We start from the raw sequence: 23,989 nt of genomic DNA on the forward strand, positions 1-23,989 counted from the left end.
CGCAGCGAACGGCCCGTCGCGGGTGGGTTATCCACAGGCGGCGGGCCGCTGTGCTGCCCAGCCGCTAGTGTGGCTGCTCGTCCGAGACGCCCCGCCGCTCACAGAGGGCTCAGGCGTCCACCACAGTCCACCGAACCGGGGCCCGTACCTCGATGTCCGCGCACAGCCACACGGCAGCCGACTACGGCACTGCCACCACGCCCGAGTTCCCGCGTCACGTGGTGACCGCGGTGCTGGTCTCCCACGACGGCGCCCGCTGGCTGCCCGACGCGCTCGCCGGGCTGCTCGGCCAGGAGCGCCCGGTGCAGAACGTCATGGCGGCCGACACCGGCAGCGCGGACGACTCCGCCCAGCTGGTCACCGACGCCCTCGGCGCCGACCGCGTCCTGCATCTCGCCCGCCGCACCGGCTTCGGCCAGGCCGTCGAGGAGGCGAACCGCACCGCGCCCGTCCTCACCCCGGACGAGCTGACGTACCTGAAGCGCCCCAGCGGCTGGGACCCCGTCACCCGCAGCTGGCGCGACGACGCGTACGACATGCCGGAGCTGCCCCACGGGGAGCCGGTCCAGTGGCTCTGGCTGCTGCACGACGACTGCGCCCCCGACCCGGACGCCCTCGCCCAGATGCTGCGCGTCGTCGAGACCGAGCACGAACTGGGCCGGGGTGACGACATCGCGGTCGTCGGCCCCAAGCTGCGCGGCTGGTACGACCGCAGGCAGCTCCTCGAAGTCGGCGTCACCATCGCCAACTCCGGCCGCCGCTGGACCGGCCTGGACCGCCGCGAGCAGGACCAGGGCCAGCACGACCACGTCCGCCCGGTGCTGTCCGTGTCCACCGCGGGCATGCTCGTACGCCGCGACGTCTTCGAGGAACTCGGCGGCTTCGACCGCCGGCTGCCCCTGATGCGCGACGACGTCGACCTGTGCTGGCGCGCCACCACCACCGGCCACCGTGTCCTCGTCGCCCCCGAGGCGGTCGTCCGGCACGCCGAGGCGTCCTCCCGGGAGCGCCGCACCGTCGACTGCGTGGGCCGCACCTCCGCGTCGCCGCACAAGGTCGACAAGGCCGGCGCCGTCTACACCCTGCTCGTCAACAGCCGTACCGCGCAGCTGCCCTGGGTGCTGCTGCGCGTGGTCCTCGGCACCCTGCTGCGCACGGTGGCGTATCTGGTCGGCAAGGCCCCCGGACAGGCCGTCGACGAGATCCGCGGCCTCCTGGGCACCCTGCTGCGGCCCGAGCGGATCATCGCCGGGCGTCGGAACAGAGGCGCCCCCCAGATCGACAAGGGCGAGCTGCGGGCCCTGTTCCCGCCGCCCGGCGCAACCGTGCGGGCCACCATCGAACAGGCCGCCGGTGAACTCGTCGGCCGCTCCGACCCCGAGGTCACCTCCGGGGCCGGCCGGCACGGCGGCGCCGTCGAGTCCGGGCCCGGCGGGGACGACGCAGACTTCCTGGAGGTCGAGCAGTTCGTCCGGCTCAAGCGCATCGCCCGCAAGCCCGGCCCGGTGCTCTTCCTCGTCCTCCTGCTCGTCTCGCTCGTCGCCTGCCGTGAACTGCTCGGCGCCGGCGCACTCGCGGGCGGCGCGCTGCTGCCCGCCCCGGCCGACTCCGCCGAACTCTGGGCGCGCTATCTGGACGCCTGGCATCCGGTGGGCGTGGGCGACACCTCCTCGGCGCCGCCCTATCTGGCGCTCGTCGCGATGCTCGCCTCCACGCTGTTCGGATCGACGGGCCTCGCGGTCACCGTCCTGCTGGTCGCCTCGGTGCCGCTGGCGGGCTTCACCGCGTACTTCGCCTCCCGCCCGCTCGTCGAATCGCGCCTCCTGCGCGCGTGGGCGGCCGTCGCCTACGCCTTCCTGCCCGCCGCCACCGGCGCCCTCGCGGGCGGCCGGATCGGCACCGCCGTACTCGCCGTCCTCCTCCCGCTGGCGGCCCGCGCGGGCATCGCGGCCAGCGGTCTGGCACATGCGTCCGGAGCGCGCGGCAGCTGGCGTGCCACCTGGGCGTACACGCTGCTGCTGACGATCACCACCGCCTTCACACCGATCGTGTGGCCCATCGCCCTGCTGCTCGGCGTCGCACTCCTCGTCGTACGACGAGGCGAGATCACCGCCTACGGCCTCCGCTTCCTGGCCCAGCTCGGCGTCCCGCTGCTGGTCCTCGCGCCCTGGTCGCTGTCCCTGCTGCCGTTCGGCTTCTTCCAGGAAGCCGGCCTGGAGTACGGCTCCGGCACCGCCGGTGCCCTCGACCTCCTCAGCGCCAGCCCGGGCGGCCCCGGCACGGTCAGCGGCCTGATGCTCATCGGCGTCGTACTGGCGGCGCTGGCCGCCCTGCTGCGCACCGAGCGTCAGTTCGGCATCTGGACCGCCTGGGCGGTCGCCCTGGTGGGGCTCGTCTTCGCGGTCCTGTCGAACAGCTCGGCGTGGGCCGGACCCGCCACCCTCGTCTACGGCCTCGCCCTGCTGGCCGCCGCCACGCTCGGCGCCGACGGGGCACGTTCGCGCGTGGCCGAGCAGAGCTTCGGCTGGCGCCAGCCGGTCGCCGCGCTGATCGCCTTCGCCGCCGCCGCAGGCCCGCTGCTCCTCGCCGCGGGCTGGATGATCCGCGGCGCCGACGGCCCCCTGGAGCGGCGCGACCCCGTCCAGGTGCCGGCGTTCGTCGCCGAGGAGAGCGGCACCCGCGACCAGGCCCGCACGCTGGTCATGGCCAGCGACTCCACGGCCCGCGTCGGCTACACCCTCGTCCGTGGCTCCGGCGCCCGGCTCGGCGACGGTGAACTCGCCGCCGAGAGCGGTGAGAACGCGCTCCTCGACAAGGTCGTCGCCAACCTGGTCGCGGGCTCCGGCGCCGACCAGGCCGACGAACTCGGCGGCTTCGCCGTGCGCTACGTCCTCGTCCACCGGGGCACGCCCCGCCAGGTCAGCCGCATCTTGGACGCCACACCCGGCCTGAGCAGGCTCAGCCAGCAGGAGAGCGGCGCGCTGTGGCGCGTCGACTCGGAGGTCTCGCGCGCCGCCATCGTCCCGGCGTCCGGCGCGGGCGACCCGCAGCCCGTGGCCGCCGGGCCCGTCGAGATCCACACCACGATCCCGGCCGGCTCCGGCAACCGCGTCCTGCGCCTCGCCGACTCCGTCGACGAGGCCTGGACGGCCACCCTGGACGGCAAGCCCCTCACCCCCACCACCGTCGACGGCTGGGCCCAGGGCTTCGAACTTCCCTCCTCCGGAGGGAAGCTGGACGTCACCTTCGACACCCCGATCGGCCACACCGCCTGGCTGTGGACCCAGGGCGCGCTCGCCGTCGTCCTCGTCGTCATGGCCCTGCCGGGCCGGCGCCGGGACGTCGACGACGACCTTCCCGAGGAGGAGCGCGAGATCCCCGCCCAGACCGCCACCGGCGAGGGCCGCCGCGCCCGCCGCCTGCGCGCCCAGGCGGAGGCGGAGGCCGAACAGGCCGACGAACAGGCCGAGTTCCCGACGGACATCCCTCCTCCCGTGGAGGAGGTCCCGGCCGCGATCCCGCAGCAGCAGCCGTACGGCGACGAGTGGAACACCGCGGCCTACGCGGGCACCCAGTACGACGGCTACAACGCCGACCAGTACCAGAACGCCCAGCAGTACCCGCCGGGCACCTACGACCCCGCCTACCAGGGGGATCCGTACCAGAACGGCCAGTACGACCCGTACGCGTACGGCGCCTCGCCCCAGACGACGGCCTACGACCAGACGTACACCCAGGGCTACGACCCCGCGTACGACCCGGCGCAGCCACACCAGCCCCACCCGCAGGGTGAGCGCCCCGACGGGAGCCAGCAGTGAACCGCACCACCATCTCCCTGATCGCCGGCACGACCGCGCTCGCCGCCGTCACCGGGTTCGCCTCGCTCAGCACACCGGACACGGCCGACGCGGGCACGGCCAAGGCAGCCGCCCAGCTGCCCGTGGAGCGCACGAGCCTGCTCTGCCCGGCTCCCAGCACCTCCGACCTCGCGGACACGACGTACACGTCCTTCACGCCCGTCACAGAGGGCACCGGGAGCGACGGCAAGGCCGAACTGGCCGCCGCCACCGTCGAGTCGGCCGCGGGTGCGAAGGGCAAGCCGAAGGCCGTCAAGCCCGTCCTCACCCCCAAGGAGCCCGGCAAACCGGTCACCGGGGACACCTCGGGCGGTGACACGCCCGCGCTCGTCGGCACCGCCGAGGGCAGGTTCGCGCCGGGCTGGGCCGTGCAGGAGACCACCGAGGTCGCCGCGGGCACCGGGCGAGGCCTGCTGGGCATCAACTGCACCGTCCCGGACACCGAGTTCTGGTTCCCGGGCGCCAGCACCGCCGCCGGCCGCACGGACTACGTGCACCTGACCAACCCGGACGACTCCGCCGCGGTCGTCGACATCGAGCTGTACGGCAAGGACGGCAGCCTCAAGTCCGACGTCGGCGAGGGCATCACGGTCCCGCCGAACGGCAGCGAGCCGATCCTGCTGTCCACCCTCACCGACGCACCGCAGACCGACCTCACCGTGCACGTGAACGTGCGCAGCGGCCGGGTCGGCGCGGCCGTCCAGGCCCTGGACGCCAAGTCCGGCGGCGACTGGCTGACCGCCTCCGCCGAACCGGCGGGCAGCCTGGTCCTGCCGGGCATCCCCAAGGACGCCACCTCGGTACGCCTGATCGCCTTCACACCCAGCGAGAGCGACGCCGACCTGAAGGTGCGCCTCGCCTCCCCGAACGGCCTGATCACCCCGGCCGGGAACGAGACCCTGCACATCAAGGCGGGCATGACCGCCGCCGTCGACCTCGGCGACGTCACGCGCGGGGAGGCGGGCTCCCTGGTGCTCACCCCGACCGACAACTCGGTGCCGTTCGTCGCCGCCCTGAAGGTCGTACGCGGCAAGGGCGCCGACCAGGAGACCGCGTTCATCCCGGCCACGGGCCCGGTCTCCGCGCGCGCGACGGCCGCCGCCAACACCGCCAAGGGCACCACGCTCTCCCTGACCGCCCCGGGCAGCACAGCCCAGGTCAAGGTCACGGCGTCCGCGGGCACCGAGGGCGGTACGGCGGCGACGAAGACGTACACGATCAAGGGCGGCACCACCCAGGACGTCGAACTCCCCGTCCCGGCAGGCCTGAAGGGCACGTACGCGCTGACGGTCGAGCGGGTCTCCGGGGGCGCCGTCTACGCCTCCAGGACCCTCGCGGCCCCGGCGGACGGCGTCCCGGCGTTCACGATCCAGACGCTCCCGGACGACCGGGGGACGGTCGCGGTGCCGGACGCGGAGCAGGATCTGTCGGTCCTCCAGAAGTGACCCTCCGGGGGCGTCAGTCCTCGCCGTAGCGGGGGTCCACGGTGTCCGGGGTGAGCCCCAGCAGTTCGGCGACCTGCTCGACGACGACCTCATGGACCAGGGCCGCGCGTTCGTCGCGGCCCTTGGTACGGATCTCGACCGGGCGGCGGTAGACCACCACGCGCGCGGGGTGACCCTCCCGGGCGGGAATCGTGCCCCCCAGGGGGACCGTCTCGTCGGCCCACGCCTCGGGCGGACCTTCGAGCCTCGGCACCTCGAGGACGACGAAGTCGATGTCCGCGAGCTGCGGCCAGCGCCGCTCCAGCCGCTCCACGGAGTCCTGCACCAGATCCGCGAACGCCTCGGCGCGGCTCGCGGAGAGCGGAACCTGCGGCGGCGCCACGGGGCCGCGCATGCCACGGCCGTGGCGATCACGGCGGCGGGGGCCGGGGCCTGCGGCGCGGGGCGGTACGGGGTTGTCCATCACTGACGAAGAGTAGTCCCCGCGACCCCCGCACGGTTGCCGGGCACGCTGCGCCCGCCTGTGTCACAGAATGATCATTCCGGCCAAGGTTGGGCTTGATTTCGCACCCCTCTTCGATCGCCCGGAGCATCGATCTCATGGCAATTGACATGGTTTGCGGCAAGTAGTGATCGGGGTCGGGGTTGTTCGGTATCTCGTAACCCGATGTCGTCCCAGGTCAACGAGTTGTCCAAGAAGACCCGTGTGGGCGGTTTCACAGCACGACACGGGGGAGTGACCTGGTGGGGAGTCGTCGCGGCCCGCTCAAGAGTGCGGTACCGTCCAACGTCGTGAGCCCTGTACGTCGCTGTTCGCGCACCGCTTGCGGCCGTCCCGCCGTCGCGACGCTGACGTACGTCTACGCCGACTCGACCGCGGTCCTCGGCCCCCTCGCGACCTACGCCGAACCCCACTGCTACGACCTCTGTGCCGAGCACTCCGAGCGCCTCACCGCGCCGCGCGGCTGGGAGGTCGTCCGGCTCCTCGACTCCTCCGCTCCCGCGCGCCCCAGCGGAGACGATCTGGAGGCGCTCGCCAACGCGGTCCGCGAGGCGGCCCGTCCGCAGGACCGGGCGGCCGGGGCCGGCGGCGCGCGTACGGCGGACCCGCGCGAGGTCGCACCACGCCGCGGACACCTGAGGGTGCTGCGCTCGCCCGACAACTGAGCGCGCGCACAAGGCTCTTCGGGTCGCCACGCCCTCCGCACTCCCGTGATTCCCGTACGGCGATTTCATTGAGTGACGCACACGCATTGACGTGAGCTTGTCGCGGACACGACCATTCCGTCACCCGTGAGAAATCGTTTTCCGCATCGCGGAACCCGGGGAGGCGCCCGTGTACGTCCAGGAACTGGAACCCGTCGCCGGCTCGCTCGGCCTGTCCGCTCTCGTCGCGACCCTGCCCCTCGTCATCGTCCTCGTCCTGCTCGGCGGCGTCCGCATGAAGGCACACCGGGCGGGCCTGATCGGCCTTCTGGCCGCCGCTCTGGTCGCCTGCCTCGCCTACGGCATGCCGGTGGACCAGACGCTCTCCAGCGCCGCCCAGGGGGCCGTGTTCGGCCTCTTCCCCATCCTGTGGATCGTCGTCAACGCCCTCTGGGTGTACCGGATGACCGTCCGCACCCGGCACTTCGACATCCTGCGCCGCTCCTTCGGGCGCCTGTCCGACGATCCGCGCATCCAGGCCCTCGTCGTCGCCTTCTGCTTCGGCGCCCTCCTGGAGGCGCTCGCCGGCTTCGGCGCACCCGTCGCGATCTGCTCGGTCATGCTCGTCGCACTCGGCTTCGACCCGGTGCGCGCGGCGGTCGTCGCACTCGTCGCCAACACGGCACCCGTCGCCTTCGGCGCGATGGGCACACCGGTCGTGACACTCGCTCAAGTCACCGGCCTGCCACTGGACTCGGTGGCCTCGGTCGTCGGCCGCCAGACCCCGCTCCTCGCCCTCGTCGTCCCCCTGGTGCTCGTCTGGCTCGTCGACGGCCGACGCGGCCTGCGCGAGACCTGGATACCGGCCCTCGCCTGCGGATTCGCCTTCGCCGTCGCCCAGTTCGCCGCCTCCAACTACGTCTCCGCGCAACTCGCCGACATCGGCGCCGCGTTGGCGGGCGCGGGCGCCCTGATGGCCGTACCGCACGCGCGCAGGCCGGCCGCCGAACCCGTCCGCGTCGCCGTGCTCACCGGCGTCCGCAGCGAGGACCTCGACGAGGAGGACCCGCGCCCCGAAGTCCTGCGCGCCTACGCCCCGTACGCCCTGATCGTCGCGATCTTCTCCGTCGCGCAGATCCCCGCCGTCAAGGACCGGCTCGCCGGGGCGACCCGGACGTACGACTGGCCCTTCCTGAACGTCGTGAACCCCGACGGGAAGGCGGTCGGCGGCAACGTCTACACCTGGCCGATCGTCTCGACCGGCGGCACGCTCGTGCTGCTCGCCGGGGTGTGCACGGCGGCCGTGATCGGGGTCCACGCGCGCGTGGCGGTCAAGGAATGGGCGGCGACCGTCTACGAACTGCGGTTCGCGATCCTCACCGTGACGTCCGTACTGGCCCTCGCCTACGTCATGAACCTCTCCGGACAGGCAGCCACCATTGGCCACTTCGTGGCGGCGGCGGGCGCCGGACTGGCCTTCCTGTCGCCGGTACTGGGGTGGTTCGGCGTCGCCGTCTCCGGCTCGGACACCTCCGCGAACGCCCTCTTCGGCGCCCTCCAGGTGACGGCGGCGCGGGAGTCCGGGCTGTCCCCGGAACTGCTCGCCGCCGCGAACAGCTCGGGCGGTGTCCTGGGGAAGATGATCTCGCCGCAGAACCTGACCATCGCGTGCGCGGCCGTCGGCCTGGCCGGCCGGGAGGGGGACCTGCTGCGGAAGGTGCTGCCCTGGAGCCTGGGGTTGCTCCTGGTGATGTGCCTGATCGTGGTGGGGCAGAGCACGGTGGTGCTGGGCTGGATGCTGCCGTGAGGACGAGAACGCGGGGCGGGCGCGTGACCAGGGGCTTCCGGTCGGCGGGGTGTCAGTGGGGGCGGGTAGTTTGGGGTGACCGATAGGACGTTCAGGAAGGTTGGCCGTGTCTGCAGATCTGTCGCAGCTCGTGAAGGCGTACGACGTACGTGGTGTGGTCCCGGACCAGTGGGACGAGCCGCTGGCGGAACTGTTCGGCGCTGCCTTCGTCCAGGTGACCGGGGCGGACGCGATCGTGATCGGACACGACATGCGCCCCTCGTCGCCCGGTCTGTCGCGGGCCTTCGCGCGCGGGGCGGCGGCACGCGGCGTCGACGTGACCGAGATCGGCCTGTGCTCCACGGACCAGCTCTACTACGCGTCGGGCGCCTTCGGTCTGCCGGGCGCCATGTTCACCGCCTCGCACAACCCGGCCCAGTACAACGGCATCAAGATGTGCCGGGCGGGCGCGGCACCGGTCGGCCAGGACACGGGCCTGACCGAGATCCGCGAACTGACCGAGACCTGGCTGGACGAGGGCGCACCGGAGCCGGAGCCGGAGGCAGAGCCCGTGACCCCGGGAACGATCACACAGCGTGACACGTTGGAGGACTACGCGGCGCACCTCCTCTCCCTCGTCGACCTGACCTCCGTCCGCCCCCTGAAGGTCGTCGTCGACGCGGGCAACGGCATGGGCGGCCACACCGTCCCGACGGTCTTCGCCGGCCTGCCCCTGACCGTCGTTCCCATGTACTTCGAGCTGGACGGCACCTTCCCGAACCACGAGGCCAACCCGCTCGACCCGGCCAACATCGTGGACCTCCAGAAGAGGGTCCGCGAGGAGAACGCCGACCTCGGCATCGCCTTCGACGGCGACGCGGACCGCTGTTTCGTCGTCGACGAGAACGGCGACCCGGTCTCCCCGTCGGCGATCACGGCCCTGGTCGCCTCCCGCGAACTGGCCCGCAACGGCGGCTCCGGCACGGTCATCCACAACCTGATCACCTCCTGGTCGGTCCCCGAGGTCGTCCGCGAACAGGGCGGCACACCGGTACGCACGCGCGTGGGCCACTCCTTCATCAAGGCGGAGATGGCCCGCACGGGCGCGATCTTCGGCGGCGAGCACTCCGCCCACTACTACTTCAAGGACTTCTGGAACGCCGACACGGGCATGCTGGCAGCCCTTCACGTCCTCGCCGCCCTCGGCGGCCAGGACGGCCCCCTGTCGGCCCTGGTCGCCCAGTACGACCGCTACGCGGGCTCCGGCGAGATCAACTCCACGGTGACCGACCAGACGGCCCGCCTGGCCGCGATCAGGACGACGTACGAGGGCCAGGAGGGCGTGACCCTGGACGACCTGGACGGCCTGACCGTCACGGCGACGGACTGGTGGTTCAACGTCCGCCCGTCCAACACGGAGCCCCTCCTGCGCCTGAACGCGGAGGCGAGGGACGGGGCGACGATGGAGAAGATCCGGGACGAGGTACTGGGGATCATCCGGGCCTGACCCTCCCGAACTTCTTTCCTCGCCCCCGCCGCCCCTACCCGTTCCCATCCTCGGGGGCTGCCGCCCCCGAACCCCCGCTACGGCCCTGAACGGGCCTTGTCCTCAAACGCCGGACGGGCTGGAGGGTGCTGGCCGAGGCTGGAGAGTGGCCGTCGAGGCTTGATCTTTCAGCCCAAGCCCGGGCATTTCAGCCCGTCCGGCGTTTGAGGACGAGCGCGTTCAGCGCGATAGGGGGGTCTGGGGGCGCAGCCCCCAGGGATGGGAACGGGTAAGGGCGGCGGGGGCGAAAACCACCTCACCCGCACCCCACCCCACGCCCCGCCACCCCGCCCCCCACGGCGGTACCCTGACCAGGCCACATCACCGCACCCCCCGAAGGGACACCACATGCCGCTCGAAGCCGGCCTCCTGGAGATCCTCGCCTGCCCGGCCTGCCACGCTCCCCTCAAGGAGCAGGACGCCGAGCTGATCTGCACAGGCCAGGACTGCGGCCTGGCATACCCCGTCCGGGACGGAATCCCCGTACTGCTCGTCGACGAGGCCCGACGCCCCGCGTAACCCCGCCCCGGCGATCGGAGGTGCCACCCATGCTCGACGAATCGCTGCTCGACGCCCCCGAGGCGTTGGCGGAAGCAGACCACCGCGGCCTCCTCCGCGGAGCCGCCGAAGCAGGCGCCCGCGTCCGCACAGCCGCCCGCCACGCGGCCGAGGCAGGCATCAACGACCTGAAACCGGACGGCCGCCCCCGCGCCGTCCTCATCGCGGGCCCAGGAGCCGCCGCGACCTGCGTCGCCGACCTCCTCGGCACCCTCGCCGGCGCCACCACCCCCGTCACCCGCCTGGCCCCCACCGGCGTCGCCCCCGCGGCAGGCGCCCTGCGCTGGGAGCTGCCGGGCTGGGCCGGCTCAGTGGACCTGCTCCTGATCGCCACCCCCGACGGCACCGAACCGGGCCTGTCCCTGCTCGCCGAACAGGCGTACCGCCGAGGCTGCACGGTCGTCGCCGTAGCGCCCGCAGGCACCCCGCTCTCCGAGACGGTGCAGGGCGCGGCCCACGGCCTGTTCATCCGGATGGCGACCGCCCCGTACGAGCAGGAGGAGGCGGACCAGCCGCTCGCCGCATCCGCCCCCGGCGTCCTGTGGGCGCTGCTCACCCCGCTGCTCGCCCTCCTCGACCGCACCGGCCTGCTCACCGCCCCGCCGGACGCCCTGGAGAAGGTCGCGGACCGCCTCGACCACATCGCCGAACGGTGCGGCCCGGCCATCGCGACGTACAGCAATCCGGCCAAGACCCTCGCCGCCGAACTCGCGGACACACTCCCGGTGATCTGGACGGAGGGCACGTCGGCCGGGCCTGCGGGCCGTCGTTTCGCCGCCGCCCTCGCCGAACTCGCCGGCCGCCCCGCGCTCGCCGCCGAACTCCCCGAGGCGCTCGCCGCGCACGGAGCCCTGCTCGCGAGCCGACTCGCCGCGGGCGCCGACCCCGACGACTTCTTCCGCGACCGCGTGAACGAGGCACCGGCCCTGCACGCGCGCGTGGTGCTCCTCCGCGACCGCCCGACCGGCGGCCTCAGCGCCGCCCCCGCCGCCCGCGAACTCGCCCTCGGCCACGACACGGCGATCAGCGAACTCGAACCGGAGGACGGCGCCGAGTTGGAGAACCTGGCGGAACTGATCGCCACCACGGACTTCGCGGCGGTGTACCTGGCGCTGGCGGCAGGAACCTGACACCAGGGAACCGCCACAACAGCCCCCGAACCCCCCCCACCTGACCACCGCCCCGCCCCCTTCCCGCCCGCCTCATACCTCCCGCACGCAGAAAGACCGCTATGGACCGCCTCGACAACACCATCCGCCCCTACGCCTGGGGTTCCACCACCGCCATCCCGGCGCTCCTCGGCACCGAGCCGACCGGCGAACCGCAGGCGGAGATGTGGATGGGCGCCCACCCCGGCGCCCCCTCGCGCACCGGACGCGGCACACTCGTCGAGGTCATCGACGCCGACCCGCAGGGCGAACTCGGCACGGCGGCCGTCGCCAAGTTCGGCCCCCGCCTGCCCTTCCTCCTCAAGATCCTCGCGGCCGGCGCCCCCCTCTCCCTCCAGGTCCACCCCAACCTCGCCCAGGCGAAAGAGGGTTACGAGGACGAGGAGCGCCGCGGGATCCCGGTGGACGCCGGGCACCGCAACTACAAGGACGCCAACCACAAGCCCGAACTGATCTGCGCCCTCACCGAGTTCGACGGCCTGTGTGGCTTCCGCGACCCCTCGCAGGCCGCCGACCTCCTCGCGGCCCTGGACGTCGACTCCCTCAAGCCGTACGTCGACCTGCTGCGCGCCCACCCCGAGGAGGCGGCGCTGCGCGAGGTCCTGACGGCCGTACTCAGCGCCGACCGCGAGGACATGGCCCGCACGGTCACCGAGGCCGCGACCGCCTGCGCCCGCCTCGGCGGCGACTACGCGCCCTACGCGGACATCGCCCACCACTACCCCGGCGACCCCGGCGTCATCGCCGCGATGCTCCTCAACCACGTCCGACTCCAGCCCGGCGAGGCCCTGTTCCTCGGCGCCGGCATCCCGCACGCCTACCTCAACGGCCTCGGCGTCGAGATCATGGCCAACTCCGACAACGTCCTGCGCTGCGGACTGACCCCCAAGCACGTCGACGTCCCCGAACTCCTGCGCATCGTCCGCTTCGAGGCGAGCGACCCCGGCGTACTGCGCCCGGAGGCGTCCCCCGACGGCGAAGAGGTCTACGACACCCCCATCGACGAGTTCCGCCTCTCCCGGTACGTCCTCCCGGAGAACACCCCCGCCCGCGACCTCACCCTCCCGACCCCGCAGATCCTGCTCTGCACGGCAGGCTCGGTCCGCACAGGAGACATCGAACTCGCCCCCGGCCGGTCGGTCTTCGTACCGGCGAACGACAAGGCCGAACTGTCCGGCCCCGGCACGGTGTTCCGGGCGACGGTCGTCGTCTGACACCACCAGGCGCGTCGTTGTCGGAGCGGGCTGCAACAATGGCCCACCGGCAAAGGGCGGGCAAAGCCCGGGACAGCGTACGTACTGAAGGGACAACGCGAACACATGAGCGCGTCAGGCGGCACCAAGGCGATCGTGGCGGCACTCGGCGCCAACCTCGCGATCGCGGCAGCGAAGTTCGTGGCGTTCCTCTTCAGCGGTTCGTCGTCGATGCTCGCGGAGTCCGTGCACTCGCTCGCCGACTCCGGCAACCAGGGCCTGCTCCTCCTCGGCGGCAAGAAAGCCCAGCGCGAGGCGACCCCGCAACACCCCTTCGGCTACGGCCGCGAGCGCTACATCTACGCCTTCCTCGTCTCCATCGTGCTCTTCTCGGTCGGCGGCATGTTCGCGATCTACGAGGGCTACGAGAAGATCAAGCACCCGCACGAGATCGAGCACTGGTACTGGCCGGTGGGCGTCCTCGTCTTCGCGATCATCGCCGAGAGCTTCTCCTTCCGTACGGCCATCAACGAGTCCAACCCGCTGCGCGGCCAGCAGTCCTGGAAGGACTTCGTCCGCCACGCCAAGGCCCCCGAGCTGCCCGTCGTCCTCCTGGAGGACCTCGGCGCGCTCGTCGGCCTGATCCTGGCACTCGGCGGCGTCGGCCTCGCCCTCGCCACCGGCGACGGCGTCTGGGACGGCATCGGCACCCTCTGCATCGGCATCCTGCTCATCGTGATCGCCCTGGTGCTCGCCGTGGAGACCAAGTCCCTGCTGCTGGGCGAGGCCGCGGGCGCGGAAGCGGTCGTGGCGATCGAGAAGGCGATCGTCGACGGCGACACCGTCACCGGCATCATCCACATGCGCACGCTCCACCTCGGCCCCGAGGAACTCCTCGTCGCCGCCAAGATCGCCGTCCAGCACGACGACACCGCCGCCGAGGTGGCCACCGCGATCAACGCCGCCGAGTCCCGTATCCGCGCCGCCGTCCCGATCGCCCGCGTCATCTACCTGGAACCGGACATCTACAGCGAGACGGAAGCCGCCAAGGGCTCCGACCGCGAGGCGACTCCGGGCGGCCCGACTGCGCCCGCCGCCCACTGAGATCCCTTCCCTTCGGGCTTGATCTGTCCTGATGTGTTCGCAGGCGGACTGGGGACGGCCGGGCCTACAGGTGTAGCTTGGGACGGAGCCAGACGTCGCTGCTGATGGCGGTCGGTCGGTCCCCTCGCGGACCGGCCGAGGGAGAGAGGGCCTCCGACGGACTGCGCTGCGCGTACTCGGGCATGCCTGTGCCCTCCTCGGGCACACCTGTGTCCGCTGCCGCGCAGACCAGCCGTACCCACCTCGCCCCACCCTTGAGGAGCAGCCCGTAATGACGACTGTCGACGCCCGACAGGACTTCAAGGTCGCAGACCTCTCCCTGGCCGAGTTCGGCCGCAAGGAGATCACCCTCGCCGAGCACGAGATGCCCGGCCTGATGTCCATCCGCAAGGAGTTCGCCGCCAGCCAGCCGCTGGCCGGCGCCCGCATCATGGGCTCGCTGCACATGACCGTGCAGACCGCCGTCCTGATCGAGACCCTGGTCGCCCTCGGCGCCGAGGTCCGCTGGGTCTCCTGCAACATCTTCTCCACCCAGGATCACGCCGCAGCCGCCATCGCGGTCGGCCCGAACGGCACGCCCGAGAACCCCCAGGGCATCCCGGTCTTCGCCTGGAAGGGCGAGACCCTGGAAGAGTACTGGTGGTGCACGGAGCAGGCCCTGACCTGGCCGAACACCCCCAGCGGCGGCCCCAACATGATCCTGGACGACGGCGGCGACGCCACCATGCTCGTCCACAAGGGCGTCGAGTACGAGAAGGCAGGCAAGGTCCCCTCGGCCGACACCGCCGAGTCCGACGAGCACCGCGTCGTCCTCGAACTGCTCGACCGCACCATCACCGACGGCTCGCAGAAGTGGACCCAGCTCGCCTCGGAGATCCGCGGCGTGACCGAGGAGACCACGACCGGCGTCCACCGCCTGTACGAGATGCAGCGCGACGGCGCCCTCCTGTTCCCGGCGATCAACGTCAACGACGCCGTCACCAAGTCGAAGTTCGACAACAAGTACGGCTGCCGCCACTCCCTGATCGACGGCATCAACCGTGCCACTGACGTCCTCATCGGCGGCAAGACCGCGGTCGTCTTCGGCTACGGCGACGTGGGCAAGGGCTGCGCGGAGTCCCTGCGCGGCCAGGGCGCCCGCGTGATCGTCACCGAGATCGACCCGATCTGCGCGCTCCAGGCGGCCATGGACGGCTACCAGGTCGCGACCCTCGACGACGTCGTCGACAAGGCCGACATCTTCATCACCACGACCGGCAACAAGGACATCATCATGGCCGCCGACATGGCCAAGATGAAGCACCAGGCGATCGTCGGCAACATCGGCCACTTCGACAACGAGATCGACATGGCCGGCCTGGCCAAGATCCCGGGCATCGTCAAGGACGAGGTCAAGCCGCAGGTCCACACCTGGAAGTTCCCCGACGGCAAGGTCCTCATCGTGCTGTCGGAGGGCCGCCTGCTGAACCTGGGCAACGCCACCGGTCACCCGTCGTTCGTCATGTCCAACTCCTTCGCGGACCAGACCCTGGCCCAGATCGAGCTGTTCACCAAGCCCGACGAGTACCCGACCGACGTCTACGTGCTGCCCAAGCACCTCGACGAGAAGGTCGCCCGCCTCCACCTCGACGCGCTCGGCGTGAAGCTGACGACGCTCCGCCCCGAGCAGGCCTCGTACATCGGCGTCGAGGTCGAGGGCCCGTACAAGCCGGACCACTACCGCTACTGAGCCGACACCCCGCCGGTGGTGAGCACGTCAGTGCACCGACACGCTCACCACCAGCAGGTCCATCGCCCCGAGACAGGCCCCCGCACCCCCGTGCCGGGGGCCTGTCCCATTGCGAGGCTCAAGGAACAGCCCGAGAACACCCAGGATCCCCATGCCCCGCGGCCGTTATTCGCTCCACGATCCGCACGACCACACCCCCCTCGCAGAAGAACACTTCCACTGCGCCCCCGGCCCCTCCGGCTGGCGCTACGTCTCCCAGCTGACCGCCCCCTCGGGCGACCACACCGGCTCCGTCGACCTCACCCTCGACGACCTGGGCCGCCCCATCCGCCTCGAACTCCACGCGTCGAGCTGGCAGGTCCGCGGCGCCGCCCTGGACGGCGTCACCTGGGTCCGCACCGACCCCACCGGAACCCACGCCACCGAAGGCAACGTCCGTGCCCACGCCTTCACCGGCACATCCCCCGCGTTCCTCATCGCCACCGCCCGCCTCCTGCGCCTCACTCCCTCCTCCTCAGCAACCCGCGTACGCCTGGTGGCCCTCACGGACCCGGTCCTCGCCCCACGCACCGTGGACCAGTCCTGGGCCTTGCTGAAGAGAGAAGCACACGCCACTGACAACGGCCCCCTGACCGTGGACGAATACCAGGTCACAGCCCTGGACACCGGCGAACAGCACGCCGTGCACATCACCGGCGACGTGGTCCTGGCCGCACCGGGCATCGAGCTGGAACACCTCGAGTCCCCGCCGTCGGCGTTCTCCGACTAGGCAGGCGGCGCGAACCCACCGGAGGGGCGGTGCTCGGCAGCAGGGTCCTGCGGCGCAGCTTCGGTGACCGGGACGGGGAGGGGGACGGCGGCGGGTGGATACGGAGCCGCAGCCGGCGCCTGAGGCCGAACCGGAGGCCCGAACGGACCAGGCACCCCGTGCCCGCCGACAGCCGCCCCGCTCCTAAACGCCCGCCGAGCCTCCCGCACCTGCCGCTCCTGCACCACGGCCGCCAGATAGGCCGCCGGCGGAACATCGTGCGGCGCCGCAGTCCCCGTACACGCCGCCACGTCCGAGGCGAGCCGTTCGGCCATGGCCCAGCCCACCTGCGGATCCAGCTGCCCCATACGCGTCAGGTACTGACGTACGGCCAGCCACAGCCCGTCGGGCACGGCCGACAGATCGAGTTCCGCGAACCGTCCGGACAGCCAGGGCGGCGGGGGAGGAACGAAGGCGGTCCGACCGACGGGCACCCGCTCCCGTACGACGAGCGTGCCCGCGACGACATCACCGATCCGTCGGCCCCGCGCCGAGACGAGCGAGGCGATACAGGCCACCACACCGAACGTCATCAGAATCTCGACCACACCGACCGCACCCCGCACCAGCGCGTGCCGGAACCGGATCGGACCACCGTCGTCCCGCACCACCCGCAGCCCGCAGGCCATCTTGCCGAGCGAACGCCCATGGCTGAGCGTCTCCACCGCGATCGGCGCACCCACCAGCACCAGAATGAACGCGGCGATGGAGAGCGCGAACTGCGCCGCCTCGTCCAGCGAAGCCGTGGATATGACCAGAACAATGGTCACGACGGTGTAGACCAACCCGACCACAACAAGATCGAGCAACACGGCCAGCGCCCTGCTGGGCAGTTTCGCGGGACGTAGCTCCAGCGTCACCGCCTCGCCCGTAACCAGCTCACTCACGCCTGCCGCCCTTCACCTGACCTGCCCCTGGAACCGCCAGTCTGCCAAGCTGAAGGGGCATCGCGCCGCAGTACGACAAGCCGACACCCACGACGCGCAGTCGACGAACAGCCGAGGAGCAGGCAAAACGATGGACCTCGACGTCTTCGTCTCCGCCCACCGCGCCGAGTGGGACCGCCTGGACGCACTGCTGCGCCGCCAGCGCAGTCTCACCGGAGCCGAGGTGGACGAACTCGTCTTCCTCTACCAACGCACGGCCACCCACCTCTCGCTGATCCAGTCGAGCGCCCCCGACCCCCAGCTGACGGGTCGGCTCAGCCAACTCGTGGCACGCGCGCGTAGCGCCGTGACAGGAACCCGCCGCGCCTCCTGGCGCGACGTCACCCGCTTCCTCACCCACGGTTTCCCCGCGGCGGTCTACCGATCACGCCATTGGTGGGTCCCCGCCGCGCTCATCTCCACGGCGGTGGCGATCCTCCTGGGTTGGTGGATAGGCACCCACCCCGAGGTGCAGTCCTCCATAGCGGCGCCCGACGAACTGCGCGAGCTCACCCGCCCCGGTGGCCAGTACGAGACGTACTACTCCAGCCATCCCGCCGCGTCCTTCGCCGCCCAGGTGTGGACGAACAACGCCCAGGCCGCCGCGATGTGCCTGGTCCTGGGAATCTTCCTCTGCTTCCCGGTCGTCTTGATCCTCTTCCAGAACATGCTCAACGTGGGCGTCGGCATCGGCCTGATGTCATCGGCCGGCCGCCTCGACACCTTCCTCGGCCTGATCCTCCCGCACGGCCTCCTGGAACTGACCGCCGTCTTCGTGGCCGCGGGTACGGGTCTGCGCCTCGGCTGGACCGTCATCGACCCGGGGCCGCGCTCCCGCCGCACGGCACTCGCCGAGGAGGGACGAGCAGCCCTGGGCATGGTGATAGGCCTGGCCCTGGTCCTCTTCGTCTCGGGCGCCATAGAAGGCTTCGTCACCCCGTCGGGCCTGCCCACCTGGGCCCGCATCACGATCGGGGTCGTCGCCGAAGTGGCCTTCCTCGCGTACGTCTATGTCCTCGGCGGTCGCGCGGCACGCGCCGGCGAGACGGGCGACCTCGACGCGGTCGAGCGCAGTGCCGTCGTACCCACGGCTGCCTGATGTGCGGACACACCGGCGGGGCTGCTAGTCTCCTCTTCGCCCCACAAGAGCCGTTGACGCGGAGGGAGTGGGGAGGTAGATTAGAACAGTTGCCTAGAGCCGGACAGGCTCGGTGGCGACAGTGAAAATCTATGGGTTTCTCGAGGACTTGGATTCTTGAGGACCACTTCCCGATTACCTCAGGAATGAGCGGCCGGTAAGTCCGGCCAAAAACTTCTGATAAAGTCGGACTCGCCGAAAGAGAGCCGGAAGGCAATCGAATAGGCAAAAGCCCTCCAACGGCTACTGGATCAAAATCCCGACCGGAAACGGAACGGAAAACAGTCTGGTAAGGTTGGAAACGCAAGACCGAAGGGAAACTGCCCGGAGGAAAGCCCGAGAGGGTGAGTACGAAGGAAGCGTCCGTTCCTTGAGAACTCAACAGCGTGCCAAAAATCAACGCCAGATATGTTGATACCCCGTCCATCACATTCGTGGTGGTCGAGGTTCCTTTGAAGTAATACAACACAGCGAGGACGCTGTGAACGGTCGGGCTTATTCCGCCTGACTGTTCCGCTCTCGTGGTGTCAACCGGATTACCGGTGAACATTCACGGAGAGTTTGATCCTGGCTCAGGACGAACGCTGGCGGCGTGCTTAACACATGCAAGTCGAACGATGAACCACTTCGGTGGGGATTAGTGGCGAACGGGTGAGTAACACGTGGGCAATCTGCCCTGCACTCTGGGACAAGCCCTGGAAACGGGGTCTAATACCGGATGATACTTCTGCTCGCATGGGTGGGGGTTGAAAGCTCCGGCGGTGCAGGATGAGCCCGCGGCCTATCAGCTTGTTGGTGAGGTAGTGGCTCACCAAGGCGACGACGGGTAGCCGGCCTGAGAGGGCGACCGGCCACACTGGGACTGAGACACGGCCCAGACTCCTACGGGAGGCAGCAGTGGGGAATATTGCACAATGGGCGCAAGCCTGATGCAGCGACGCCGCGTGAGGGATGACGGCCTTCGGGTTGTAAACCTCTTTCAGCAGGGAAGAAGCGCAAGTGACGGTACCTGCAGAAGAAGCGCCGGCTAACTACGTGCCAGCAGCCGCGGTAATACGTAGGGCGCAAGCGTTGTCCGGAATTATTGGGCGTAAAGAGCTCGTAGGCGGTCTGTCGCGTCGGATGTGAAAGCCCGGGGCTTAACCCCGGGTCTGCATTCGATACGGGCAGACTAGAGTGTGGTAGGGGAGATCGGAATTCCTGGTGTAGCGGTGAAATGCGCAGATATCAGGAGGAACACCGGTGGCGAAGGCGGATCTCTGGGCCATTACTGACGCTGAGGAGCGAAAGCGTGGGGAGCGAACAGGATTAGATACCCTGGTAGTCCACGCCGTAAACGGTGGGAACTAGGTGTTGGCGACATTCCACGTCGTCGGTGCCGCAGCTAACGCATTAAGTTCCCCGCCTGGGGAGTACGGCCGCAAGGCTAAAACTCAAAGGAATTGACGGGGGCCCGCACAAGCAGCGGAGCATGTGGCTTAATTCGACGCAACGCGAAGAACCTTACCAAGGCTTGACATACACCGGAAACGGCCAGAGATGGTCGCCCCCTTGTGGTCGGTGTACAGGTGGTGCATGGCTGTCGTCAGCTCGTGTCGTGAGATGTTGGGTTAAGTCCCGCAACGAGCGCAACCCTTGTTCTGTGTTGCCAGCAACCTCTTCGGAGGGTTGGGGACTCACAGGAGACTGCCGGGGTCAACTCGGAGGAAGGTGGGGACGACGTCAAGTCATCATGCCCCTTATGTCTTGGGCTGCACACGTGCTACAATGGCCGGTACAATGAGCTGCGATGCCGTGAGGCGGAGCGAATCTCAAAAAGCCGGTCTCAGTTCGGATTGGGGTCTGCAACTCGACCCCATGAAGTCGGAGTTGCTAGTAATCGCAGATCAGCATTGCTGCGGTGAATACGTTCCCGGGCCTTGTACACACCGCCCGTCACGTCACGAAAGTCGGTAACACCCGAAGCCGGTGGCCCAACCCCTTACGGGGAGGGAGCTGTCGAAGGTGGGACTGGCGATTGGGACGAAGTCGTAACAAGGTAGCCGTACCGGAAGGTGCGGCTGGATCACCTCCTTTCTAAGGAGCATCTAGGCGCCAGCTCTTCGGAGTCGGCGTCCAGGGCCATTACGTCGGCACACGTTCGACGGTGGTTGCTCATGGGTGGAACGTTGATTATTCGGCCGGGTTCACGGGTCGGAGGCTTGCAAGTACTGCTCTCGCAAGAGGGCGTGGAAAGCATGATCTCCGGGCGGGACATGGTCGGGCACGCTGTTGGGTGTCTGAGGGTATGGCCGTTTGGCTGCCTTCAGTGCCGACCCCGGTAAAAATCCGCTCTGGTGGGTTGTGACGGGTGGTTGGTCGTTGTTTGAGAACTGCACAGTGGACGCGAGCATCTGTGGCCAAGTTTTTAAGGGCGCACGGTGGATGCCTTGGCACCAGGAACCGATGAAGGACGTGGGAGGCCACGATAGTCCCCGGGGAGTCGTCAACCAGGCTTTGATCCGGGGGTTTCCGAATGGGGAAACCCGGCAGTCGTCATGGGCTGTCACCCACATCTGAACACATAGGGTGTGTGGAGGGAACGCGGGGAAGTGAAACATCTCAGTACCCGCAGGAAGAGAAAACAACCGTGATTCCGGGAGTAGTGGCGAGCGAAACCGGATGAGGCCAAACCGTTTACGTGTGAGACCCGGCAGGGGTTGCGTATGCGGGGTTGTGGGATCTCTCTTTCACAGTCTGCCGGCTGTGAGACGAGTCAGAAACCGTTGATGTAGGCGAAGGACATGCGAAAGGTCCGGCGTAGAGGGTAAGACCCCCGTAGTCGAAACATTGACGGCTCGTTTGAGAGACACCCAAGTAGCACGGGGCCCGAGAAATCCCGTGTGAATCTGGCGGGACCACCCGTTAAGCCTAAATATTCCCTGGTGACCGATAGCGGATAGTACCGTGAGGGAATGGTGAAAAGTACCGCGGGAGCGGAGTGAAATAGTACCTGAAACCGTGTGCCTACAAGCCGTGGGAGCGTCGCGCATTGAGTTTACTCAGTGCGTCGTGACTGCGTGCCTTTTGAAGAATGAGCCTGCGAGTTTGCGGTGTGTTGCGAGGTTAACCCGTGTGGGGAAGCCGTAGCGAAAGCGAGTCCGAATAGGGCGTTTTAGTAGCGCGCTCAAGACCCGAAGCGGAGTGATCTAGCCATGGGCAGGTTGAAGCGGAGGTAAGACTTCGTGGAGGACCGAACCCACCAGGGTTGAAAACCTGGGGGATGACCTGTGGTTAGGGGTGAAAGGCCAATCAAACTCCGTGATAGCTGGTTCTCCCCGAAATGCATTTAGGTGCAGCGTCGTGTGTTTCTTGCCGGAGGTAGAGCACTGGATAGGCGATGGGCCCTACCGGGTTACTGACCTTAGCCAAACTCCGAATGCCGGTAAGTGAGAGCGCGGCAGTGAGACTGTGGGGGATAAGCTCCATGGTCGAGAGGGAAACAGCCCAGAGCATCGACTAAGGCCCCTAAGCGTACGCTAAGTGGGAAAGGATGTGGAGTCGCAGAGACAACCAGGAGGTTGGCTTAGAAGCAGCCACCCTTGAAAGAGTGCGTAATAGCTCACTGGTCTAGTGATTCCGCGCCGACAATGTAGCGGGGCTCAAGCGTACCGCCGAAGTCGTGTCATTCATACAACAGCCCCAACGGGTGTGTGGATGGGTAGGGGAGCGTCGTATGCCGGGTGAAGCGGCGGCGGAAGCCAGTCGTGGACGGTTTACGAGTGAGAATGCAGGCATGAGTAGCGATACACACGTGGGAAACGTGTGCGCCGATTGACTAAGGGTTCCTGGGTCAAGCTGATCTGCCCAGGGTAAGTCGGGACCTAAGGCGAGGCCGACAGGCGTAGTCGATGGATAACCGGTTGATATTCCGGTACCCGCTGTGAAGCGTCAAACATCGAACCAGGCGATGCTAAGTCCGTGAAGCCGTTCCGGACCCTTCGGGGAATGGAAAGTGGTGGAGCCGGCGAACCAGATCTGTAGTAGGTGAGTGATGGGGTGACGCAGGAAGGTAGTCCATCCCGGGCGGTGGTTGTCCCGGGGTAAGGGTGTAGGACGTGGTCTAGGCAAATCCGGATCACACATAGTCTGAGACCTGATGCCGAGCCGATTGTGGTGAAGTGGATGATCCTATGCTGTCGAGAAAAGCCTCTAGCGAGTTTCATGGCGGCCCGTACCCTAAACCGACTCAGGTGGTCAGGTAGAGAATACCGAGGCGTTCGGGTGAACTATGGTTAAGGAACTCGGCAAAATGCCCCCGTAACTTCGGGAGAAGGGGGCCATCACCGGTGATTGAATTTACTTCATGAGCTGGGGGTGGCCGCAGAGACCAGCGAGAAGCGACTGTTTACTAAAAACACAGGTCCGTGCGAAGCCGTAAGGCGATGTATACGGACTGACGCCTGCCCGGTGCTGGAACGTTAAGGGGACCGGTTAGTCACTCTTCGGGGTGGCGAAGCTGAGAACTTAAGCGCCAGTAAACGGCGGTGGTAACTATAACCATCCTAAGGTAGCGAAATTCCTTGTCGGGTAAGTTCCGACCTGCACGAATGGCGTAACGACTTCTCGACTGTCTCAACCATAGGCCCGGTGAAATTGCACTACGAGTAAAGATGCTCGTTTCGCGCAGCAGGACGGAAAGACCCCGGGACCTTTACTACAGTTTGATATTGGTGTTCGGTTCGGCTTGTGTAGGATAGCTGGGAGACTTTGATCATCGGACGCCAGTTCGGTGGGAGTCGTCGTTGAAATACCAGTCTGGTCGTGCTGGATGTCTAACCTGGGTCCGTGATCCGGATCAGGGACAGTGTCTGATGGGTAGTTTAACTGGGGCGGTTGCCTCCTAAAGAGTAACGGAGGCGCCCAAAGGTTCCCTCAGCCTGGTTGGCAATCAGGTGTTGAGTGTAAGTGCACAAGGGAGCTTGACTGTGAGACCGACGGGTCGAGCAGGGACGAAAGTCGGGACTAGTGATCCGGCGGTGGCTTGTGGAAGCGCCGTCGCTCAACGGATAAAAGGTACCCCGGGGATAACAGGCTGATCTTCCCCAAGAGTCCATATCGACGGGATGGTTTGGCACCTCGATGTCGGCTCGTCGCATCCTGGGGCTGGAGTCGGTCCCAAGGGTTGGGCTGTTCGCCCATTAAAGCGGTACGCGAGCTGGGTTTAGAACGTCGTGAGACAGTTCGGTCCCTATCCGCTGCGCGCGCAGGAACATTGTGAAGGGCTGTCCCTAGTACGAGAGGACCGGGACGGACGAACCTCTGGTGTGCCAGTTGTTCTGCCAAGGGCATGGCTGGTTGGCTACGTTCGGGAGGGATAACCGCTGAAAGCATCTAAGCGGGAAGCCTGCTTCGAGATGAGTGTTCCCACCCCTTTGAGGGGTTAAGGCTCCCAGTAGACGACTGGGTTGATAGGCCAGATCTGGAAGCCCGGTAACGGGTGGAGGTGACTGGTACTAATAGGCCGAGGGCTTGTCCTCAGTTGCTCGCGTCCACTGTGTTGGTTCTGAAACCACGAACAACCCCACACCCAGGTCACGGGTGA

General features: G+C 68.4%; 14 protein-coding genes and 2 rRNA genes. 14 read left to right on the forward strand and 2 right to left on the reverse strand.

Going from position 1 to position 23,989, the window contains the following annotated elements:
• The first annotated feature begins 152 nt into the window (after nt 1-152).
• Nucleotides 153-3,818, forward strand: coding sequence for a glycosyltransferase (locus OG787_RS29660; protein ID WP_405537112.1), 3,666 nt, complete (start codon nt 153-155; stop codon nt 3,816-3,818).
• Nucleotides 3,815-5,302 carry a DUF5719 family protein gene (locus OG787_RS29665; protein WP_369037165.1) on the forward strand — a complete coding sequence of 496 codons (1,488 nt, stop codon included), beginning with the start codon at nt 3,815-3,817 and terminating at the stop codon, nt 5,300-5,302. Before OG787_RS29660 ends, OG787_RS29665 begins: the two co-directional genes overlap by 4 nt.
• Nucleotides 5,303-5,315: 13 nt before the next feature.
• Here OG787_RS29665 and OG787_RS29670 read toward each other — a convergent pair whose 3' ends face one another.
• Nucleotides 5,316-5,765: a metallopeptidase family protein gene (locus tag OG787_RS29670; RefSeq protein WP_235480096.1), complete on the reverse strand. Its 450-nt coding sequence runs from the start codon at nt 5,763-5,765 to the stop codon at nt 5,316-5,318.
• A gap of 281 nt (nt 5,766-6,046) precedes the next feature.
• On the opposite strand from OG787_RS29670, the gene OG787_RS29675 reads away from it, so the two are divergent.
• The 9 genes from OG787_RS29675 (at nt 6,047) to OG787_RS29715 (ending at nt 16,302) form a co-directional block, all read left to right on the forward strand.
• Nucleotides 6,047-6,469: a DUF3499 domain-containing protein gene (locus OG787_RS29675; protein ID WP_235478208.1), complete on the forward strand. Its 423-nt coding sequence runs from the start codon at nt 6,047-6,049 to the stop codon at nt 6,467-6,469.
• A 169-nt stretch (nt 6,470-6,638) separates the two neighbouring features.
• Nucleotides 6,639-8,255 carry an L-lactate permease gene (locus OG787_RS29680; RefSeq protein ID WP_369037166.1) on the forward strand — a complete coding sequence of 539 codons (1,617 nt, stop codon included), beginning with the start codon at nt 6,639-6,641 and terminating at the stop codon, nt 8,253-8,255.
• A 106-nt stretch (nt 8,256-8,361) separates the two neighbouring features.
• Nucleotides 8,362-9,741, forward strand: coding sequence for a phosphomannomutase/phosphoglucomutase (locus tag OG787_RS29685; protein ID WP_405537114.1), 1,380 nt, complete (start codon nt 8,362-8,364; stop codon nt 9,739-9,741).
• Between the two features lie 387 nt (nt 9,742-10,128).
• Nucleotides 10,129-10,299, forward strand: coding sequence for a Trm112 family protein (locus tag OG787_RS29690; RefSeq protein WP_020940431.1), 171 nt, complete (start codon nt 10,129-10,131; stop codon nt 10,297-10,299).
• Between the two features lie 29 nt (nt 10,300-10,328).
• Nucleotides 10,329-11,468 carry an SIS domain-containing protein gene (locus OG787_RS29695; RefSeq protein WP_405537116.1) on the forward strand — a complete coding sequence of 380 codons (1,140 nt, stop codon included), beginning with the start codon at nt 10,329-10,331 and terminating at the stop codon, nt 11,466-11,468.
• A 101-nt stretch (nt 11,469-11,569) separates the two neighbouring features.
• Nucleotides 11,570-12,721 (forward strand): mannose-6-phosphate isomerase, class I, encoded by a 1,152-nt coding sequence (gene manA / locus OG787_RS29700; protein ID WP_405537117.1) that lies wholly within the window; start codon nt 11,570-11,572, stop codon nt 12,719-12,721.
• A gap of 105 nt (nt 12,722-12,826) precedes the next feature.
• A complete protein-coding gene (locus OG787_RS29705; RefSeq protein WP_369037170.1) occupies nt 12,827-13,804 on the forward strand; it encodes a cation diffusion facilitator family transporter in 978 nt (325 codons plus the stop codon).
• Between the two features lie 271 nt (nt 13,805-14,075).
• Entirely contained in the window at nt 14,076-15,533 is a 1,458-nt protein-coding gene (ahcY, locus tag OG787_RS29710) for an adenosylhomocysteinase (RefSeq protein ID WP_405537118.1), read from the forward strand.
• A gap of 151 nt (nt 15,534-15,684) precedes the next feature.
• A complete protein-coding gene (locus OG787_RS29715) occupies nt 15,685-16,302 on the forward strand; it encodes a hypothetical protein (protein WP_369037945.1) in 618 nt (205 codons plus the stop codon).
• Here the strand turns inward: OG787_RS29715 and OG787_RS29720 are convergent.
• On the reverse strand, nt 16,299-17,228 hold the full coding sequence (locus OG787_RS29720) for an RDD family protein (RefSeq protein WP_405537120.1): 930 nt from the start codon (nt 17,226-17,228) through the stop codon (nt 16,299-16,301). The two genes, OG787_RS29715 and OG787_RS29720, sit on opposite strands and share 4 nt — an antisense overlap.
• A 130-nt stretch (nt 17,229-17,358) precedes the next feature.
• Here OG787_RS29720 and OG787_RS29725 point away from each other — a divergent pair, with 130 nt between their 5' ends.
• From OG787_RS29725 to OG787_RS29735, 3 genes are all read left to right on the forward strand, one after another.
• The gene (locus OG787_RS29725) at nt 17,359-18,366 is read left to right on the forward strand and encodes a stage II sporulation protein M (protein WP_405537122.1); all 1,008 of its coding nucleotides are present in this window, start codon (nt 17,359-17,361) and stop codon (nt 18,364-18,366) included.
• Between the two features lie 588 nt (nt 18,367-18,954).
• Nucleotides 18,955-20,481 (forward strand): 16S ribosomal RNA (locus OG787_RS29730).
• Nucleotides 20,482-20,802: 321 nt separating this feature from the next.
• A 23S ribosomal RNA gene (locus OG787_RS29735) occupies nt 20,803-23,924 on the forward strand.
• Together the 16S and 23S rRNA genes form the textbook arrangement of a ribosomal RNA operon.
• The last annotated feature ends 65 nt before the right edge of the window (nt 23,925-23,989 follow it).

Origin of the sequence: Streptomyces sp. NBC_00075 (assembly GCF_045041225.1) — a bacterium.
In the GTDB taxonomy this organism is placed as follows: Bacteria; Actinomycetota; Actinomycetes; order Streptomycetales; family Streptomycetaceae; genus Streptomyces; species Streptomyces adonidis.

What these genes read in the sequence shown, in the direction of transcription:
- OG787_RS29725 (WP_405537122.1), top strand. Translation starts at nt 17,359, where the DNA reads ATGGACCTCGACGTCTTCGTCTCCGCCCACCGCGCCGAGTGGGACCGC.
- OG787_RS29690 (WP_020940431.1), top strand. Translation starts at nt 10,129, where the DNA reads ATGCCGCTCGAAGCCGGCCTCCTGGAGATCCTCGCCTGCCCGGCCTGC.
- OG787_RS29715 (WP_369037945.1), top strand. Translation starts at nt 15,685, where the DNA reads ATGCCCCGCGGCCGTTATTCGCTCCACGATCCGCACGACCACACCCCC.
- OG787_RS29705 (WP_369037170.1), top strand. Translation starts at nt 12,827, where the DNA reads ATGAGCGCGTCAGGCGGCACCAAGGCGATCGTGGCGGCACTCGGCGCC.
- OG787_RS29660 (WP_405537112.1), top strand. Translation starts at nt 153, where the DNA reads ATGTCCGCGCACAGCCACACGGCAGCCGACTACGGCACTGCCACCACG.
- OG787_RS29670 (WP_235480096.1), bottom strand. Translation starts at nt 5,765, where the DNA reads ATGGACAACCCCGTACCGCCCCGCGCCGCAGGCCCCGGCCCCCGCCGC.
- OG787_RS29695 (WP_405537116.1), top strand. Translation starts at nt 10,329, where the DNA reads ATGCTCGACGAATCGCTGCTCGACGCCCCCGAGGCGTTGGCGGAAGCA.
- ahcY (WP_405537118.1), top strand. Translation starts at nt 14,076, where the DNA reads ATGACGACTGTCGACGCCCGACAGGACTTCAAGGTCGCAGACCTCTCC.
- manA (WP_405537117.1), top strand. Translation starts at nt 11,570, where the DNA reads ATGGACCGCCTCGACAACACCATCCGCCCCTACGCCTGGGGTTCCACC.